This is a genomic window from Brevundimonas sp. KH_025 (assembly GCF_057839885.1).
Map to the genome: position 1 here is coordinate 284,462 of NZ_CM174501.1, position 14,642 is coordinate 299,103.

Consider the following 14,642-nt stretch of genomic DNA (forward strand, 5'->3'; position numbering starts at 1 on the left):
TCACGTCTGCTCCCCCTGTCGTGCGATGGCCGGAACGCCGTGAACCGCAGGTCGAACTGGCTCAGGCTGTTCCAGCGGACTGAACTGGAAGCCAACGCCCGCTTTGGGCACGGTTGCGTCGTTCAAGCCCCGGGATCGATCCATCAAGGCCTGGTGGGCGTATCTGCGGCAAACTGACGGAACTGCGCCATGAACATTGCGATTTCCTGCCAGTCCCCCGAAACTTATGAGCCGGATGCCCGTTAATGTGAACGAGTGCGATGCGTTTGTCCTCGTGAGGGGCGGCGGAGATGGTCCGCGATCGGCGGGCGGCCAGGAGATTTGCATGCCTGCCCGGGCGTGGACGCGGCTTTGGATTCTGGCGCTGGCGCTGGCGCTGGCGCTGGCGTTCTCCGCGCCGCTCGCTGTAGGACAACCTGGGAGGCTGCACCGCATCGTCGCGATCGGCGACCTGCACGGCGACTTCGCCGCATGGCGCACCGTCGCCGCAGCGGCCGGATTGATCGACCGGCGCGGCCGCTGGGCGGGCGGCGACACGGTGCTAGTCCAGGTAGGTGATGTCGTCGATCGCGGCCCGGATTCGCGGAGGATCATCCAGGACCTGATGCGGCTGCAGCGCGAAGCGTTGCGTCGCCGCGGCCGCGTCATCGCGCTCGTCGGCAATCACGAGGCGATGAACCTCACCGGTGACCTACGTTACGTGCCAGCCAGCGACTATGCAGCCTTCGTCGACAACAAGTCGGCCAGGCGGCGCGAAGAGGCCTACGAGCGGAACAGGGCCGCGCTCGAGGTCGAGTACCGGGCGCAGAACCCCGACGCGACGCCGGAGGCGATCAAGGCGGCTGTGATCGGCGCCACGCCGCTTGGCATGATCGAGCGCCAGGCGGCCTGGGCCCCGAACGGCGCCATCGGCCGCTGGGTCGTCGGCAATCCCGCGGTCGTGCTGCTCGACGGCACGCTGTTCGTGCATGGCGGGCTGTGCGGGCGCTACGCGAGCATGCCGGTCGCCGAGATCAACAGGGAGGTCGCCGCCGCGCTCGCTGTGCGCGCGACCTTGCCTGAGTCTATCATCAATGATGAGACAGGTCCGCTCTGGTGCCGTCATCTCGCAGCGACGGAGGGAGGTGCAGGGCCCGGCTACCAAATCGACCAAAGCGAGGCGCCGGCCGCCCAAGCAGGCGCAAGCGAAGCGCCCCCTTCTACAGCTAGCGCACAGCCAGCGCCGCCGCTGTCCGTCGCGGAGCAGCTGGACCAGCTTCTCGCGCTTCAGGGCGCGCAGCGGATCGTCATCGGCCACACGCCGATCGTATCCGGCATCGCGGTGCTTCACGGCGGGCGACTAGTGCGGATCGATACCGGCATCTCCGCCGTCTACGGCGGCAAGCTCACCTATCTCGAAATACTCGACGGAAACCTGGTCCCACACGTCGTCGACCGTCCGCCTCCTGGACAATAGGGAAGAGCCCGATGCGCGCGCCGCTGCTGATGGGACTTTTCAGGGCGGCCTTGGCCCTGCTGCTCGTCGGAGCGCCGGCCTACGCGGCGGCGCCTCCGACCCCGCTGTTCACGAGCAACGACCCGATCCGCCTGGCCATAACCGGGCCGGTGATGTCGGTGGTGCGTGACCCGCCCGAGTCGGACCGGGTCGTCGAGGCATCGCTCAGCGTGCAGGGAGCTACGCCCGAGACGCACCGGATCGCCCTGTCGGCTCGCGGCATCACACGGCGCCGGAAAGATGTCTGTTCGTTCCCGCCCTTGCGCGTCGAGTTCACGGAAAGGCCCGCCGCCACCTCGCTCTTTCGGGGGCAACGGCGCCTCAAGCTCGTCACCCACTGTCGGGCACAGGCGGGTTTCCAGCAATACATCCTGCTCGAGCACGCAGCCTACCGCCTCTACAACCAGCTGACGCCCATGAGCTTCAGGGTGCGGCTTGTCACCATTGACTACATTGACCTCCAGGGGCGTCCGATCACGTCTCGGCTGGGGTTCTTCATTGAAGACGTCGACGACATGGCGCGCCGCAACGGCCTGCGCAGGCTCGAGACCCCGGTGTCGCCTGCCCAGCTCAGACCGGTCGATGCGGCGCGCTTCGCGGTCTTCCAGGCCCTGATCGGCAACCTCGACTGGTCGATGAGGTCGGGGCCGCGCGGCTCCGAGTGCTGCCATAACTCACGCCTGATTGGCGCGGAGGGCGCCTCCGGCGACTTCATTCCAGTTCCGTTCGACTTTGACCATGCCGGCATGGTCGACGCGCCCTATGCCACTCCTCCGGAAGCGATCCCGGTCGCCAACGTCCGCGTGCGCCGCTATCGCGGTTATTGCCGGCACAATGCGGAGGCGCAGACGTTCGTCGCGGACCTGCAGACGCGGCGCGCGTCGCTGCTCGCCGTCCTCGACGAGGCGCCGCAGCTTGATGAGGAGACGCGCCGGAAAGCCGCCACCTATCTCGGCGGCTTCTTCGGGCAGATCGACAGCCGAGATGAGGTCGCCAAGCTGCTGCAGACCTGCGTTGGGTAGCGATGTGAGACAGCACGATAGAATGAAGATGCTGGGGCTCTTTCTGTCACTGCTGTTGACGTCTAGCGCTGCGTCGGCGCAGTCGCAGGAGCTATTCGCCGCGCCGCAGGGTCCGGTCGGCCGGGCCGGCCCGGTCGGCTTGGCCGGTATCCTCGACCTGCACTTCCTCGCCAACTCGTTCGGCGCGCTGCTCCTGGCGATCGTCCTTGGAGCGGTGATCGGCTACCATCCGAGGACCCCACGCACGGTTGATCGGCTGCATGAAGCGGACATGCCGAAGGTGTGCATCATGTACGCCTTCATCGGCGCGGTGATCGGGGTAACCGTGCGCGAGTTCGGCATGGTCGTCGGCTTGGTCGTCTTCGGCATCGGCGGCCTGATGCGCTTTCGCACCGCCACCGACTCCACCCGCGACACCGGCCGCCTGATCGTCGTCACGCTGGTGGGCCTCATCACCGGCCTCGGCCTTACGTACTTCGCGATGATCACGACCCTCTTCGCGTTCGTGCTGATTTACGTGTTCGACAGCCGACCCGCCTGCCGAATCAAGATCGAGCAATTGCCGCCGGAACGGGTCATCGAACTCGCCGACGTCTATCGCGGCGTGCTGCTGGGGCAGGGCTGCAAGCTGATCGCCGAGCACAAGGCCGCCCTCAAGGGCCGGGTCGAGTTCGTTTTTCGCCTACCGCGCAGCGGCACGCGCGACAGCGTTCATGCCGCGCTTTCAGAGGCGCCTCTCGATGTACACGGCGAGATCGATTGGGAGGTCGAATAGGTGGTGTCAGGGTACTGACGCCTCGACGGCCGGAATTGGTCGGGGGATTTCCGCCGGTGCGGCCACGTTCTTCAGAGGGAAGCAGTGTGCCCGCCAGACCCTGGCGGTGGTGTCAGTCCAACGACAACTGGTCCAGTTGGCGTGGACAGGGAAGGGGACGCCAGGGTTCAAGCTGCGAGGGACGTCCATTCGGCCAGGGCGGCCGAGCGTCGGGCCTTTGTAGTCGTCATCGCCTGATGAGGTGGCGGTCCTGGTTGAAGTGGTTGTGGAAGGCGGCGTGGACGGAGCTGAATTTCTGCAGCGTCTTCATCCGTCTGAACCTCAGCATGGCGCGTTCTCGTCGCCGGAACGGCTGCCGTCATCGTGCGGCCTTCATCGACAAGGCCGACGACGACGGGGTGTTCCCTCGCACCTACCCCGATAAGGACCCAGCGGCAGTCCAAGAGACCTTTCAAGACTTCTACGCCTCGACCGTCACCTATGACCTGACGCGCCAGTGGATCGTTGAGACTGGGCCTTTCCACTACCGCTACAACTGGCTTGTCCAGAAAGCCAAGCAGGATATTGTTTACAATGCGGACCTTACGGCGGATCGTGACCTGGGTCTGATCTTGTCAGCTCTCTTGAAGCGGGCGGTTGAGCTTTTGCCCGAGGGTGCGAGTGGGTCCTTGTTTCATGAGCAGGATGTCACGGCATCGGGAAATTAGGCTCCATGTCGCGCCTTACGCTCAGCTGATCGCCGACCGTGTCGAGTAGCCAAGATTGGAGTTGAATGACTGGCTGGGGCGGTGCCTCAACGGAGGTTGGCCATGCGCCAGTCTGACCTTTTCATCCCACCGAAACGCCCATGGAACGTCGGCCGACTGATCGGCCCCAAGGCGCCGCTCAAGCCAAAGCACATCTGGGCTATTCGACAGCAGCTAAAGGTCGCGAAGAGAGTCCGGGACCTTGCCATGTTCAACTGCGCCCTGGATTCCAAGCTGCGCGCCTGTGATCTTGTCAGGCTCCGTGTCAGTGACGTGGCGCCGGCCGGCGCGCTTCGCCAGCGTTCAATCGTCATCCAGCAGAAGACAGGGAGGCCTGTGCCCTTCGAGATCACGGAGCCAGCGCGCGATGCGATCGCAGCGTGGTTGAGTCTTCGTGCGCAGCGTGAAGATGACTGGTTGTTTCCGAGCAGGAGTCGGCCAGGGCAACATATCGGCACCAGACAATACGCGCGGCTTGTTGATAAATGGGTTCGGATGATCGATCTCGAACCGCATGGGTATGGGACCCATAGCCTGCGACGCACGAAGGTCTCCCTCGTGTACAAGAAGACCGGAAACCTTCGGGCTTGTCAGCTTCTCCTGGGTCACCGGAAGCTCGAGAGTACAGTGCGCTATCTCGGCATCGAGGTCGATGACGCTTTGGAGATGTCAGAGCAGATCGATCTGTGACGTGTTCGTCGGGCCCGAAACGGGCCCGACGAACATTGCCGAAGGGACGACAGCGCACCTTGCCATCGAGCGCCAAAGGTCTGCTTTTGGGCGGTGTGCCCATGTCCGCTGCTGGCGCATTTTTGGCCTAAAGGTTCCGCAGACGCCCGCCCGCCTCTAGATCCTCGACGGCTCTTGGGTGACGCCGCTGGGCGTGGTTCATAATTGTAAACAACAATAGGCCGCCTGTGGGGCGAGTTCGCTAGACGACTCGGGGCATCGACGCATTACTTCCTGCAGGTACAGGGGAGCGGTCGATGCCTGAAAGGCTGTCTCATAGGCAGGTGGAGTGCCTGAAGCTCTCCGCCTTCATGAGCGACAAGGAGATCGGCCGAAAGCTCGGCCTGTCGCCGCACACCGTTGAAAATCATATCAGGGAAGCCAAGCGCAAGCTCGGCGTATCCAGCCGCAAAAAGGCTCTGGAGTTGCTGACGGAGTTTCCGTCAGACGGATTTGGCGGCATGGCGGGGCCTGACGAAAACGGTCCTGCTCCGGGTGTCAGCGAGGCGTCTGTCGCCTTCGATTACAGCATTAGCGCTCTTGATCCCAAAACGCCGTTCGGCGTGTATTCGGGGCTGGGGCAATGGCGTACGACGGCCGGGTGGCGAGGACCAAAACTGGTCCTCATCGTTCTCCTGGCCCTGGGGATGGCGATCGCTGTTGGCGCCATCCTCGCCATAGGTCTGATGGTGTTCGGGGTTGTCGAGACGCTTTTGAGCTGGCGATGAAGAAGGGGCTCTCGCCATGCGTAAACACACCGACAAGGTCACGACGATCGGAACCATCGTCGCTCACGATCTCATCGACTTCGAACATGCTCTTGATCAGGCCTTCCTGAAGGCCAATCAGCTTTCGATCAGCATGATCGAGGGTCGTCGCGTGGCGGCGCTTTCCGCTGGGTACGGCCATACAGCCTTGTTGAGCCTGCATGGCGCGATGGGGGCCGTTCTGGACGCCAGGGGGCAGGCGATCCGGACGCATGACCGGTTGCACAAGGCGGCCGAGGGCCTCGGACTTGCGCTGACGCGCCTGGGTCCGTCCGAAACCAAACCGGCCGAGAATGGTCCGGAAACCCCGATCCGGAAAGTTCTGCAGGGGGAGCCGGAGAGAGAGGCGATGGTTTGATCGGATACCTTCTATGGTCACTCAATATTGCAGGCCTTGCCCTGCTGGTCTGGAAAGGCGCCCGCGTCGAGCGGTACGCCGCAGCCATGATCGCCGCCTACATGCTTCTGGAGCCATGGCTTCAGCCCCTCCAGCTCTCGAGCTGGAGGGTGGGCCTGGCTGGTCTCAATCTCGCGCTGTTTGTCGGGCTGTGGAGACTCAGCGCGCGATCGACGCGCTGGTGGCTGGTTCTCGCGGCGGCGCTTCAACTCCTGATCGTCTGCACTCATCTTCTACCCTTCCTGTCCCCGGACCTGACCATATGGACGGGCGTGGCGGTACGACTGACGCTGTGGACGCTCATCAGCCTCACAATCTTCGGAGGGGTTTGGGAAGCCATGGCCGACCGTCGCTTCAGGGAGATGGCTGATGGACGGGGAAATCATGACGCAAGTCATCGCGTCGGATCTGAATACGGTCTGGACTGAAGGAGACCTGTCGCTTTTGCAGGCCTTCATCACAGCGGTTGAGCCATTCAGGGCAGAGAGGCTGGCGGCGAAGCTGGTCGGTGAGTTCGACACGCTCGGCGCCCTTTTCTCGGCCTCGCCGGGGAGGCTGTACCGTGCCGCGGTCGAAGGTCAGGATGGTCAGGGCCTTGTCCGGCACGTCAGCATATGCTCGGCGATAGCTGCCCGATCGCTGCAACAGCGTGTGGACGGCAGAAGGCTCCTGTCGTCCTGGCCGGCTCTGATCTCATATCTGAGGGCGAGTCTTCAGTACGAGATCAAGGAACAGACGCGGATCCTATTTCTCGACAAGAGGAACGCCCTCATCAAGGATGAAGTGGCAGGCAGGGGGACAGTGGATCACGCGCCGATGTACGTCCGAGAGGTGATTCATCGGGCGCTGGATGTCGGAGCGTCCGCCATCGTGCTGGCCCACAACCATCCGTCAGGCAACGTAAAGCCTTCGCAGGCGGACAAGAGTCTGACGAAGGAGATTGCAGAGGCCTGCAGGGTGATGGGCATCGCCTTACATGACCACGTGATCATCGGCGCTACAGGCGAGTACGCCTCCTTCAGGCAACTGGGCCTGATCCGGCTACATTAATCCACGAGGGTAAAAGATGTCGGTGTGCGTTGTCTCGGACCGGACTGTCGGTCTTGTCGCCGGGTTCGCTGCAAGTCAGCCGGATGTCCTGCCGTCTGGCTGGACCGTTCATGGACTATCGCGATGTCTGCGTACATTGAATGAACGGACGTTTCGGGAGCGCTATCCTCAGGCGCCGTTCGATCGCGACTGGTCCGAGTGTCCTGAGCCGGTGGCAGGTGCGAGCCTTCCTCAGACGTTCCGGGCGGTGCAGGATATTGTCTACAATGCCAACCTCGCGGCGGATCGTGACCTGGGTCTGATCTTGTCAGCTCTTTTGAAGCGTGCCGTTGAGCTTTTGCCCGAGGGGGCGAGTGGGCCTTTGTTCCATGAGCAGGATGTCACGTTATCTGGGTGTTAGGCTCTATGTCGTGCCTTACGCTCAGGCGATCGCGGACCGTGTCGAGTAGCCAGGATTGGAGTTGAATGACTGGCTGGGGCGGTGCCTCAACCGAGGTAGGCCATGCGCCAGTCTGACCTTTTCATCCCACCGAAACGCCCATGGAACGCCGGTCGACTGATCGGCCCCAAGGCTCCGCTCAAGCCGAAACACATCTGGGCGATTAGGCAGCAGCTCAAGGTAGCGAGGAGAGTCCGGGACCTTGCCATGTTTAACTGCGCTCTGGATTCCAAGCTAGTCATCGCAGCCAGCGTCGCCACAAGGTCTGCTTCGTGGCAGGGACCAATATCAGCTCCCTAGCGTTATGCCGACCGGTAACGGCTGATAGGGCCGACGCCTAAACGCCCCCACCTACTTGGCGACCGCCCACCATGGCAGATTCAATTTCGGCCTCATCAGTTCGGCGAAAGACCGGTCCGCGCGATCGATGCCAGCCTCAAGAGCCTCGTCAAACGTCGGTGAAGCGATTTTCATCAGCTTTTCGAAGGTTAGACGGTTTTCGACTTCTTCAGCGTTGCCGGTGTGATGAAACCAGATTTTGGGCGCGATGGTCACTTGGCGGTCGGGGCCTTCACGGTGCTTTTCACCTTTGGCTTCCTTTCCATGTCCATCACCCCTTTGGCGATGATCTTGTCGATCTCGACACGAAGCCAGACCTGGCCTTCGCTTTCGTCGGGGCGCTGGACGATCAGATGCAGATCGGTCCCTTGGTTCTTCATGAAGGCACCCTGGGACAGGCCGATGAAACTGCCGCCCAACGCCTTGTCGATGCGCGCCACGAAATCCGGGTTGGCGTTTGCTTCGTCCTTAAAAGCACGGCGTATCCCTCGGTAGGTGATGCCCTGCGCGGTCCTTTCATAATCCATTTCGACACGCTCCTCTGTTAACCGAGGCGGCTAGAGTCACTGTTGATTACTAAAGTGACTCTGAATTTCAGGCGGTGTCTGGGTTAGAGCGACGCGGATGAATTTCGTGACTCCTTTCAGGGAGTCACGTCAGCCGGATTTGCGCGGGTCCGGCGCCGCGTCAGGGCCGGCTGCGAGGGCGTCGCCAGTCGCACGCCGGCGCCCATGTCGCCTTCGGCCGGCAGGAAGGCCGCCCCGGCGGCCTGAAGCGTCGCCACCATCAGCTTGGCGTTCGCGGAGTTGACGGGCGCAGGCCCGTTGTCCCCCTCGGCGCGCTTGATCGTGTTCGGCGCCAACCCGGTGCGCTCGGCGAGGTCCAGAACGGACATGTTCACCAGGCCTCGGGCGGCGCGCAGTTGCGCCCCGGTGGGGTGATCAGCCGGTTTTGTTCGGGGAATGCTCATGGATTCAATTTGACTCTTTAGCCCAATTTTGAATTCGTGGACTCATTCTGAAGAAGGAGTCTTACATGTCGGTTTATGATCCGCCTAACTCTGTCTGCCCACTTCATGGCGAGCGTCTTCAACGTGCGACCTGCCCGTCCTGCAACGCCGCCTATATGCGCGACTACCTCAAGACCCAGCGAAGACTGAAGCCAGCCGTCGCTCTGCACAGTCGCGCGCGCCGACGCGCTGTTCGGCGGGGCCTGCCGTTCAATTTGCGTGTGAGCGACGTCGTCGTGCCGACGGTTTGTCCTGCCTTGGGCGTGCCGATCGTCATCGGCGAGATGCGCTCGGCGTATTCGCCGTCGCTGGATCGCATCCGGCCCGGCCTCGGCTATGTGCGAGGCAATACGCGCGTCATCTCCGACAAGGCGAACCGGCTCAAAGGGGTGCTGGATGTCGAAGGGCTGATTCAGCGCGCGGTCCGGTCCGTGGACCAGCGCCGTGAGGACTACGTCCGGTTGGCGGCCTACCTCGAGCGGGAACTTCTGTTGGCCGAGGTTCGACGCAAGGCGGCGCAGGAAGGCCGCGTCGGCGCGGAATGGGCCAAGGTGGCGGCCTTCCCGACCTGACCTGCGACGGGGTCAACGCTGAAAGCTGCAAGGCCTATGTGCGTGCGCGCACCCGAGGCGCTATCGGCAAGCGCCCTGTGACGGAGGCGACCGCCAAGCGGGAACTGGACACTCTGTCGGCTGCTCTGAATTACGCTTGGAAGGCCGGTCGGATGGACCGGCCGATCCCTGTGCTGAAGCCCACCATAGAACTCCAGGAGGCGCGCTGGCTGAAGCGTGACGAGGCGGCGCGTCTGGTCCGGGGCGCACTGGGGTTCGCGCCTGAAGGCTTTGATCGCAGTGGGCGTGTGACTGGCTGGAAGCGCGTGGGGGCGCCGAATTATCACGTCGCTCGCTTTATCCTGATCGCCCTGTACACGGGCACGCGCCATGCGGCGGTTCTGGGCCTGCGCTGGGCGCGGAACGCGGACGCCGGTTCCGTCGATCTTCAGGACAACCGCATCTATCGACGGGGCAAGTCGGAGCGCGAGACGCGCAAGCGGCGCCGTCCTTGCGCCATTCCCAAGCGTTTGCTGCCGCACCTGCTGCGCTGGCGTCGTCTGACGATCCACGGCCCTTGCGAATACGCCGGTGAGATCATTCAGCGTCAAAAGACGGGCTTCGGTCCGCTCGTCGGCTTGCCCAACTGGATGATGACGTCACGCCGCACACGCTCAAGCACACCTGCATCACCTGGCTGTTGCGCGAAGGGGTGTCCACCTGGGGCGTGGCGGGGTTTACGTTCACCAGCGAGGCCCTGATCCGCCGTGTCTATGGTCACCACTGCCCTGATCACATGGAGGGGGTGCGGAACGCTTTCAGTCGGCGCCGCTGATTGCGGTCAACGGCGCCGGTGGCTCTGGAGGCTATCAGAACGGCGTCGACGTCCCCGTAACGCCGTCACAACTCCGCTCCCACGTTGCTTCAAACACCGTCCCGATAAGACCGCCTTCGTCATTGATGCGGGCGGACGCTTCTCCGCGATCAGTGACGCCGGAGTGGAAGCGTCTGAAGCCGGTCATTCCGCCGTAAACATTGCGACTGTTCACTTCGCCACAGAAGGTTGTCGTTCCGAGGCTGTTCACATGCCTCCGGACGTTTCGGAATTGTGCCGAGCCAGGGTCGCGCAGTTGATCTGTGACGGCGCTGCGGGCTGCGGTGCGGATTTGAGCCGTAGACCAGTTCACTCTGGGCGTTCGGGCGCGCTCAGCCGCGATCTGACGGTCATACTCACCGGATGCCAGGCGATCGATCCGGGCCATCGGCCCGCCGACCGGGGCGTTCTGCAAGGCGGTGGAAGACGCAGGCTGGCGTTGCGGTTGTCCTCGCAGCATCCCGAGCACCATTTCCTCTTCGCCGGGTTCCCAGCCACGAACGACAGGCGGGATCGCCATGTAGGTCTCCACGCCAGCGTTTGCAGGATCGCGCAGGAATTGGCGGATGTCTGGATCGGTGCGGCAGGCCTGCGCCAACCGCGCCTCTCTATAGGCGCAGGTTTCCGGATTCCCTCTGGCGCTGCTGGGTGAGGCAATGCCGATGGAGGCCGCGGCGATGGCCCCTGCCATCGCGATTTGAACCATACGAATACGATACCGCTCGGACATGCCCGACTCCTTCTGAATGGGGTCTATCTTGCCTACCAAGCGTTGCCAGAAAGTTAGGCAAGATAGTTCCTAGAGCCGAACGCGGCTGTCGGCGCCCATGCACCCATGCGGTGGGAAGATCGAGTCGGCGCGAATATCAGGCGATTGCGGAAGGCCAAGGGGCTGAGCCAGGAGGCGCTCGCCCACGAGGCCGGCATGGCTATGCGCTATCTCGCCGGGATCGAGCGCGGCGAGGAAAACCCCAGCTTGGCGTTCTTGGTGAAGCTGTCGGACGCGCTCGGTGTGCAGCCGGGGCGTTTGTTCGATCTGGAATAGGGCGCGGCGCCGATGCGGCGCTGACGCTAAACCGTGAGGGGAGCCTCAACGGTCAGGCGGCTTCATGTCGTGGGGAGGCGCAAGTGAGCGTTTCTTGGGCGAAACACGGGCAGTCAGCACCGCTTGGGGTGGCCGGTAGGCTATAACTGCTTGAAAAGAATGGTGGACGCGACAGGGATTGAACCTGTGACCCCTACGATGTCAACGTAGTGCTCTCCCGCTGAGCTACGCGTCCGCCTGTTCTGCGGCCCGTCCGACTGGTGTGTCGGTGGGCGGGAAGGCGGCGTCTATAACCCGCAGTTCGCGGGGGCCGCAAGAGGCTTGTGTCTTCTTTTTTCGTATTTTTTCGTTAGGCGGCGATCATGCGTTCGACCTCGTTCACCAGGTCGCGCAGGTGGACGGGTTTGGACAGGACCTTGGCCTGGGGCGTGGCCTGGGCGGCCGACAGGGCCACGGCGGCGAAGCCGGTGATGAACATGATGCGGATGCCGGGCTGGCGCACGGCGGCGACGCGGGCGACCTCGATCCCGTCGGCGCCGGGCATGACGATGTCGGTCAGCAGCAGGTCGTAGGGACCCTGCTCCAGAGCGTCGATTGCGTCGTCGCCGTTCTCGCAATCCACCACGGCGTGGCCGGCGCGTTCCAGCGCGCGGGTCAGGAAGCCTCGAAGCGAGCCGTCGTCTTCGGCCAGCAGAATACGCGCCATGCGGGGTCAAGTCCTTGAATACCGGATCGGAGCCTAGGCCGGCATCTGTAAACTCGCAGTGAAAATCCCCCTTGGGGCGAGCGCGTAGAGGGGGCGGTCGAGGATAAATCAGTCTATGGCCAAGCCATGAACCCTGCGCCGACCGACGCGACCTTCAGCCTGACGCCCGCCCAGCCTGGACGGACGACGCCGCTGGTGTTCGCCTCGCCCCACTCGGGCGCGGTCTATCCCGAGGACATGGGGGCGGCCGAGGGCTTGTCGGAAGCCTCGCTGCGCAGCGCCGAGGACGCGGCGGTGGACCGGCTCCTAGACGGGGCCGCGGCGGCGGGGGCGGCGCTGATCGCCGGATGGATCGGGCGGGCCTACGTCGACCTGAACCGGGCGCCGGACGAACTGGACCCGGCCCTGATCGCCGACTGCCCGGAAGGACCGCCGCCGGGGCTGAAGACCCTGGCCGGCTATGGCGTCATTCCGCGTCTGGCCGGGGACCGGACGCCGCTCTACGACCGCCGCCTGACGCTGGAGGAGGCGAGGGGGCGCATCAAGCGGGCGCACGCCCCCTATCATGCGGCCCTGGGCGAGCTGATGCAGGCGGCGCGCGATGGCTGCGGGCGGGCGGTCCTGATCGACTGGCATTCCATGCCGTCGCGGGCCACGGGTCCGAACGGGCCGGACGTGGTGCTGGGCGACCGGCACGGGACCAGTTGCGCGGCCGAGCTGACGCGGCGTCTGCGGGCCTTGTTCGAGGCGATGGGCTGGCGTGTGGCGCTGAACCGGCCCTATGCGGGCGGATACGCCACTCAAATCTGGGGGCGGCCCGACGAGGGCTTCGAGGCCATCCAGATCGAACTGAACCGGCGGCTCTACTGGGACGAGGCGGCGAGCGCGCCCTCGGTCGGCTGGGGGCGTTGCCGGTCGGGGCTGAAACGGGTGATCGCGGCCCTGGGCGAAGACTTCGCCGTCTAAGCCTCTCTGCGGACCAAAAAAAAGCCGCGCCCGGAGGCGCGGCATATAAAGTCTATAGGGAGGAAACGCCCAGGAAGGGCATGACGCCCGGAGGCGTCGAAAGCCAAGTTAGGTTGCAGCGCACAAAATTTCAAGCGCTGACTATCCTCCTGCGATCACAGGCTGTTACGGAAATCCGTTTCGTTGTTCCGCGACGGAAACCTGTGAGCGGGCACGAATCGTTCGCGGCTGCAATATGACCAGGATCGGGCCAGAGTCTGGTGCTGGCGCGAATGTCCGAGTTTGGACGCGACGGCGTCAAAACCGATTTCGCTCTAGCCGCGTTCCAGCAGCCGTCGCGCCGCCCGCACGGCCCTCGCCGCCGGCGACCCGGCCTGGCGCCAGACCAGCAGGCTGAAGGCCGAGATCACGCCCAGGCCCAGCCACAGCGGGCCGAACAGCCAGGCCGCCGCCGCCAGGGCGAAGTAGTAGCCCCGCACCCCCTGGCTGAAACCGCCCAGGGCCGGGTTCAGCACCCGCGCCACGGCGTGGCCATAGGCGACCTTGTCGGTCTCGGAATGGATCTCGGGCGCCGCGCCGATCAGGGCCAGGGCGTAGTTCATCTGCCGCAGCGACCAGATGAAATCGAGGAAGCCGCGCGCTAGGCAGACCAGGACCAGGGCCAGCTTCGCTTCTAGGATCTTGGTCGGCACCGCCTCGGCCCCGACCGCGGCGAAGCCGCGCAGCGCGTTCTCGCCGCCGAACAGGATGCCGGCCACCGCCGCGATCAGCAGCAGGTTGGTCGAGGCGAAGAAGGAGGCCGAGTTGATCGAATGCCCCATCAACTGGCTGTCGATCAGCCGCATCTCGCGGTGGGTCATGGCCGTCATCCAGCTGTCGCGGACGATCAGCATGTCGTCGTTCAGCGATCCGCTGCGCCGCGCGATCAGCTTGAGCAGCGGCCCATAGCCCAGCCAGGCCGTGAAGAAGAGGGCGAGGGCGATCCAGTCGAGCAGGGTCATGCCCTGTTGATGCCTTCAGTCGGGCCTATGGAGCAAGGGCGAACGCCGCAGAAAGCCCGCCCTGAAGCTTGCTGTTCGGCGACGCAAAGCTTATCACGCGCCCCAACTCCCCGTTCGCACCTGCAATAAGAGCGTATCATGAACATCGAAGCCATTCCGGTCGGCCCCAACGCCCCCTGGGACGTCAACGTGGTCATCGAAATCCCGCAAGGCGGCCTGCCGGTCAAATACGAGATGGACAAGGCCTCGGGCGCCCTGTTCGTCGACCGCTTCCTGCACACCGCCATGTACTATCCGGGCAACTACGGCTTCATCCCGCACACCCTGTCGGATGACGGCGATCCCTGCGACGTGATCGTGCTGAACCCGACCCCGGTCGTGCCGGGCTGCGTCATCCGCTCGCGCCCCATCGGCGTGCTGAAGATGGTCGATGAAGCCGGCGGCGACGAAAAGATCCTGGCCGTGCCGGTCGACAAGCTGAACCCCTACTACACCGAGGTCTCCAGCTATCGTCAGCTGCCCGCCATCCTGATCGAGCAGATCGAGCACTTCTTCACCCGCTACAAGGATCTGGAGAAGGGCAAGTCGGTCACGGTCAACGGCTGGGGCGACGCCGGCGAAGCCGCCGAGCTGATCGCCGCCGGCATGGCCGCCCACCAGGCCAAGCTGGCCAAGGCCGCCGCCGAAGCCGCCTGAGGCGCTTCCGATTCTGAATAGAGAAGGCCCCGCTG

At 64.0% G+C, this 14,642-nt stretch carries 20 protein-coding genes, 1 tRNA gene and 1 pseudogene; 15 read left to right on the top strand and 7 right to left on the bottom strand.

The window, feature by feature from the left end; translation table 11 throughout:
- Positions 1-325 precede the first annotated feature (325 nt).
- The 10 genes and pseudogenes from AC3IS2_RS01420 to AC3IS2_RS01465 form a co-directional block, all read left to right on the top strand.
- On the top strand, positions 326-1,456 hold the full coding sequence (locus AC3IS2_RS01420) for a metallophosphoesterase (RefSeq protein ID WP_489198896.1): 1,131 nt from the start codon (positions 326-328) through the stop codon (positions 1,454-1,456).
- 11 nt (positions 1,457-1,467) lie between these two features.
- The gene (locus AC3IS2_RS01425; RefSeq protein ID WP_489198897.1) at positions 1,468-2,517 is read left to right on the top strand and encodes a hypothetical protein; all 1,050 of its coding nucleotides are present in this window, start codon (positions 1,468-1,470) and stop codon (positions 2,515-2,517) included.
- 22 nt (positions 2,518-2,539) lie between these two features.
- Positions 2,540-3,292, top strand: a complete 753-nt coding sequence (locus tag AC3IS2_RS01430) for a DUF4956 domain-containing protein (RefSeq protein ID WP_489198898.1) — start codon at positions 2,540-2,542, stop codon at positions 3,290-3,292.
- Positions 3,293-3,546: 254 nt separating this feature from the next.
- Positions 3,547-3,999, top strand: a complete 453-nt coding sequence (locus tag AC3IS2_RS01435) for a hypothetical protein (protein WP_489198899.1) — start codon at positions 3,547-3,549, stop codon at positions 3,997-3,999.
- A gap of 102 nt (positions 4,000-4,101) precedes the next feature.
- Positions 4,102-4,728, top strand: a complete 627-nt coding sequence (locus tag AC3IS2_RS01440; protein ID WP_489198900.1) for a tyrosine-type recombinase/integrase — start codon at positions 4,102-4,104, stop codon at positions 4,726-4,728.
- Positions 4,729-5,078: 350 nt separating this feature from the next.
- Positions 5,079-5,495: a helix-turn-helix transcriptional regulator gene (locus tag AC3IS2_RS01445; RefSeq protein WP_489198901.1), complete on the top strand. Its 417-nt coding sequence runs from the start codon at positions 5,079-5,081 to the stop codon at positions 5,493-5,495.
- Between the two features lie 16 nt (positions 5,496-5,511).
- A complete protein-coding gene (locus AC3IS2_RS01450) occupies positions 5,512-5,892 on the top strand; it encodes a hypothetical protein (RefSeq protein WP_489198902.1) in 381 nt (126 codons plus the stop codon).
- On the top strand, positions 5,889-6,359 hold the full coding sequence (locus AC3IS2_RS01455; protein ID WP_489198903.1) for a hypothetical protein: 471 nt from the start codon (positions 5,889-5,891) through the stop codon (positions 6,357-6,359). Before AC3IS2_RS01450 ends, AC3IS2_RS01455 begins: the two co-directional genes overlap by 4 nt.
- Complete coding sequence (locus AC3IS2_RS01460; RefSeq protein ID WP_489198904.1) at positions 6,316-6,981, top strand: JAB domain-containing protein; 666 nt, start codon at positions 6,316-6,318, stop codon at positions 6,979-6,981. The genes AC3IS2_RS01455 and AC3IS2_RS01460 overlap by 44 nt, the downstream gene beginning before the upstream one ends.
- Positions 6,982-7,483: 502 nt before the next feature.
- Positions 7,484-7,657: pseudogene (locus AC3IS2_RS01465) on the top strand (integrase); the annotation flags it as partial.
- Between the two features lie 114 nt (positions 7,658-7,771).
- Here the strand turns inward: AC3IS2_RS01465 and AC3IS2_RS01470 are convergent.
- The 3 genes from AC3IS2_RS01470 to AC3IS2_RS01480 all read right to left on the bottom strand — a co-directional run bounded on the left by AC3IS2_RS01470 (position 7,772) and on the right by AC3IS2_RS01480 (position 8,729).
- Positions 7,772-7,975 (bottom strand): hypothetical protein, encoded by a 204-nt coding sequence (locus AC3IS2_RS01470; protein WP_489198905.1) that lies wholly within the window; start codon positions 7,973-7,975, stop codon positions 7,772-7,774.
- Entirely contained in the window at positions 7,972-8,286 is a 315-nt protein-coding gene (locus tag AC3IS2_RS01475) for a hypothetical protein (protein ID WP_489198906.1), read from the bottom strand. Before AC3IS2_RS01475 ends, AC3IS2_RS01470 begins: the two co-directional genes overlap by 4 nt.
- A 116-nt stretch (positions 8,287-8,402) precedes the next feature.
- The gene (locus tag AC3IS2_RS01480; protein ID WP_489198907.1) at positions 8,403-8,729 is read right to left on the bottom strand and encodes a helix-turn-helix domain-containing protein; all 327 of its coding nucleotides are present in this window, start codon (positions 8,727-8,729) and stop codon (positions 8,403-8,405) included.
- Between the two features lie 65 nt (positions 8,730-8,794).
- Between AC3IS2_RS01480 and AC3IS2_RS01485 the strand changes: the two genes are divergently transcribed.
- Both AC3IS2_RS01485 and AC3IS2_RS01490 read left to right on the top strand, forming a co-directional pair.
- Complete coding sequence (locus AC3IS2_RS01485) at positions 8,795-9,340, top strand: hypothetical protein (protein ID WP_489198908.1); 546 nt, start codon at positions 8,795-8,797, stop codon at positions 9,338-9,340.
- Between the two features lie 152 nt (positions 9,341-9,492).
- Positions 9,493-10,080, top strand: a complete 588-nt coding sequence (locus tag AC3IS2_RS01490; RefSeq protein WP_489198909.1) for a hypothetical protein — start codon at positions 9,493-9,495, stop codon at positions 10,078-10,080.
- Between the two features lie 108 nt (positions 10,081-10,188).
- Here AC3IS2_RS01490 and AC3IS2_RS01495 read toward each other — a convergent pair whose 3' ends face one another.
- Entirely contained in the window at positions 10,189-10,923 is a 735-nt protein-coding gene (locus tag AC3IS2_RS01495; protein ID WP_489198910.1) for a hypothetical protein, read from the bottom strand.
- A 144-nt stretch (positions 10,924-11,067) separates the two neighbouring features.
- Here AC3IS2_RS01495 and AC3IS2_RS01500 point away from each other — a divergent pair, with 144 nt between their 5' ends.
- Positions 11,068-11,238, top strand: coding sequence for a helix-turn-helix domain-containing protein (locus tag AC3IS2_RS01500; protein WP_489198911.1), 171 nt, complete (start codon positions 11,068-11,070; stop codon positions 11,236-11,238).
- A 160-nt stretch (positions 11,239-11,398) separates the two neighbouring features.
- On the opposite strand, the gene AC3IS2_RS01505 is transcribed toward AC3IS2_RS01500, so the two are convergent.
- Positions 11,399-11,473: transfer RNA gene (locus AC3IS2_RS01505), tRNA-Val, on the bottom strand.
- 114 nt (positions 11,474-11,587) lie between these two features.
- On the bottom strand, positions 11,588-11,944 hold the full coding sequence (gene cpdR, locus AC3IS2_RS01510) for a cell cycle two-component system response regulator CpdR (protein ID WP_105562479.1): 357 nt from the start codon (positions 11,942-11,944) through the stop codon (positions 11,588-11,590).
- A 126-nt stretch (positions 11,945-12,070) separates the two neighbouring features.
- On the opposite strand from cpdR, the gene AC3IS2_RS01515 reads away from it, so the two are divergent.
- Positions 12,071-12,910 carry an N-formylglutamate amidohydrolase gene (locus AC3IS2_RS01515; RefSeq protein WP_489198912.1) on the top strand — a complete coding sequence of 280 codons (840 nt, stop codon included), beginning with the start codon at positions 12,071-12,073 and terminating at the stop codon, positions 12,908-12,910.
- A gap of 314 nt (positions 12,911-13,224) precedes the next feature.
- On the opposite strand, the gene AC3IS2_RS01520 is transcribed toward AC3IS2_RS01515, so the two are convergent.
- Positions 13,225-13,911, bottom strand: a complete 687-nt coding sequence (locus tag AC3IS2_RS01520; RefSeq protein WP_489198913.1) for a DUF599 domain-containing protein — start codon at positions 13,909-13,911, stop codon at positions 13,225-13,227.
- Between the two features lie 138 nt (positions 13,912-14,049).
- Between AC3IS2_RS01520 and ppa the strand changes: the two genes are divergently transcribed.
- Positions 14,050-14,607, top strand: a complete 558-nt coding sequence (gene ppa / locus AC3IS2_RS01525) for an inorganic diphosphatase (RefSeq protein ID WP_489198914.1) — start codon at positions 14,050-14,052, stop codon at positions 14,605-14,607.
- Positions 14,608-14,642: the final 35 nt, after the last annotated feature.

Excerpts from the sequence above, each read along its gene's own strand:
- AC3IS2_RS01420 (WP_489198896.1), top strand. The coding sequence starts at position 326 with ATGCCTGCCCGGGCGTGGACGCGGCTTTGGATTCTGGCGCTGGCGCTG.
- AC3IS2_RS01425 (WP_489198897.1), top strand. The coding sequence starts at position 1,468 with ATGCGCGCGCCGCTGCTGATGGGACTTTTCAGGGCGGCCTTGGCCCTG.
- AC3IS2_RS01430 (WP_489198898.1), top strand. The coding sequence starts at position 2,540 with ATGAAGATGCTGGGGCTCTTTCTGTCACTGCTGTTGACGTCTAGCGCT.
- AC3IS2_RS01440 (WP_489198900.1), top strand. The coding sequence starts at position 4,102 with ATGCGCCAGTCTGACCTTTTCATCCCACCGAAACGCCCATGGAACGTC.
- AC3IS2_RS01445 (WP_489198901.1), top strand. The coding sequence starts at position 5,079 with ATGAGCGACAAGGAGATCGGCCGAAAGCTCGGCCTGTCGCCGCACACC.
- AC3IS2_RS01450 (WP_489198902.1), top strand. The coding sequence starts at position 5,512 with ATGCGTAAACACACCGACAAGGTCACGACGATCGGAACCATCGTCGCT.
- AC3IS2_RS01460 (WP_489198904.1), top strand. The coding sequence starts at position 6,316 with ATGACGCAAGTCATCGCGTCGGATCTGAATACGGTCTGGACTGAAGGA.
- AC3IS2_RS01475 (WP_489198906.1), bottom strand. The coding sequence starts at position 8,286 with ATGGATTATGAAAGGACCGCGCAGGGCATCACCTACCGAGGGATACGC.
- AC3IS2_RS01480 (WP_489198907.1), bottom strand. The coding sequence starts at position 8,729 with ATGAGCATTCCCCGAACAAAACCGGCTGATCACCCCACCGGGGCGCAA.
- AC3IS2_RS01485 (WP_489198908.1), top strand. The coding sequence starts at position 8,795 with ATGTCGGTTTATGATCCGCCTAACTCTGTCTGCCCACTTCATGGCGAG.
- AC3IS2_RS01490 (WP_489198909.1), top strand. The coding sequence starts at position 9,493 with ATGGACCGGCCGATCCCTGTGCTGAAGCCCACCATAGAACTCCAGGAG.
- AC3IS2_RS01495 (WP_489198910.1), bottom strand. The coding sequence starts at position 10,923 with ATGTCCGAGCGGTATCGTATTCGTATGGTTCAAATCGCGATGGCAGGG.
- cpdR (WP_105562479.1), bottom strand. The coding sequence starts at position 11,944 with ATGGCGCGTATTCTGCTGGCCGAAGACGACGGCTCGCTTCGAGGCTTC.
- AC3IS2_RS01515 (WP_489198912.1), top strand. The coding sequence starts at position 12,071 with ATGAACCCTGCGCCGACCGACGCGACCTTCAGCCTGACGCCCGCCCAG.
- AC3IS2_RS01520 (WP_489198913.1), bottom strand. The coding sequence starts at position 13,911 with ATGACCCTGCTCGACTGGATCGCCCTCGCCCTCTTCTTCACGGCCTGG.
- ppa (WP_489198914.1), top strand. The coding sequence starts at position 14,050 with ATGAACATCGAAGCCATTCCGGTCGGCCCCAACGCCCCCTGGGACGTC.